The sequence below is a fragment of the Quyinboa ferrireducens genome (genome assembly GCF_042436675.1).
Taxonomy (GTDB): domain Bacteria; phylum Bacteroidota; class Bacteroidia; order Bacteroidales; family UBA5342; genus JBHJHP01.
This window is the reverse complement of the sequence record NZ_JBHMVA010000068.1, coordinates 1-1,245: the sequence shown is the minus strand read 5'-3', so window position 1 is coordinate 1,245 and position 1,245 is coordinate 1. Positions and strand designations below refer to the sequence as shown.

General features: G+C 38.1%; 1 protein-coding gene. It reads right to left on the bottom strand.

Annotated features, from left to right (window positions below):
* Nucleotides 1–8 precede the first annotated feature (8 nt).
* Nucleotides 9–1,208 (bottom strand): IS256 family transposase, encoded by a 1,200-nt coding sequence (locus ACE01N_RS20435; RefSeq protein WP_380592924.1) that lies wholly within the window; start codon nucleotides 1,206–1,208, stop codon nucleotides 9–11.
* Nucleotides 1,209–1,245 lie beyond the last annotated feature (37 nt).

The window sequence follows — 1,245 nt, the reverse complement described above, 5'->3', positions numbered from 1 at the left end:
GGATTTGGTTAATATAAATTTAAACGTTCCTCAAATATAATTAAAAACTGATTAAGGATCATGCCCCAATCTCTGATAGGCATGGTCCACTTTTTAGTCACTTCATTAACAGCAAGAAAAACAGACTTCATAACAGCTTCATCCGTTGGGAATGAAGTCTTGTTTTTGGTATATTTTCTGATTTTACCATTAAGATTTTCAATGATATTAGTTGTATAAATGATTTTACGGATCTCCATTGGAAAGTCAAAAAATGCGGTTAGTTCTTCCCAGTTTTTACGCCAGCTTTTAATAGCATAAGAGTATTTAGAGTTCCAATTATCTTCCAGCACATCAAGAGCTGCCCCAGCAGCTTCTTTATTGGGAGCTGTATATATTTCCTTCATATCAGCAGCAAATGCTTTCTTGTCCTTCCAAACTACATATTTTGTACTGTTCCTGATTTGGTGGACAACACAAATTTGCTTGGTTGACTCAGGAAAGACTGTTGCAATGGTTTCTGTAAATCCATTTAGGTTATCTGTGACAGTAACCAGGATATCCCTGACACCACGGGCTTTCATATCGGTCAGGACAGACATCCAAAATGCTGCAGATTCATTCTTGCCAAGCCATAAACCAAGAACTTCTTTACGACCATCCATCCGAAGGCCTATGGCGATATAAATGGTTTTATTGATGACTTTGGAGTTTTCTCTGACCTTGAAAACAATACCATCCATCCAGACAATTAAGTAAACCGGTTCCAGTGCCCTGTTTTGCCAGGCAATGATGTCAGCTGTAATGCGTTCGGTAATTCTGGATATTGTGCTGGAGGATACTTCTATATCATAAACTTCCCTGATTTGTTCCTCAATATCACTGTTTGACATGCCCTTGGCATAAAGCGATATGATAACATTCTCTATCCCATCTACCATGTTTTGGCGCTTACGAATTAGCATGGGTGAATAGCTGGAATCCCGATCACGGGGAACTTTTATCTCATGTGTACCATGATCAGTTTTGATTTTCTTTGTGTTATGTCCATTTCGGGAATTGGGATTATCTGACTTTTGGTACTTGTCGTATCCCAGGTGGGCATCAAGTTCGCCTTCTAAAAGTTGTTCGACACCTCTTTTTTGAAGCTCATGGAGAAACTCTTTTAATTCATCTCCGGTTTTAAACTGCTTTAGAAAATCACTGTTTAATAAATCTTTTTTATCCATTGTGTGTCCTCTGATTTGTCAAAGTTATCTCCGATTT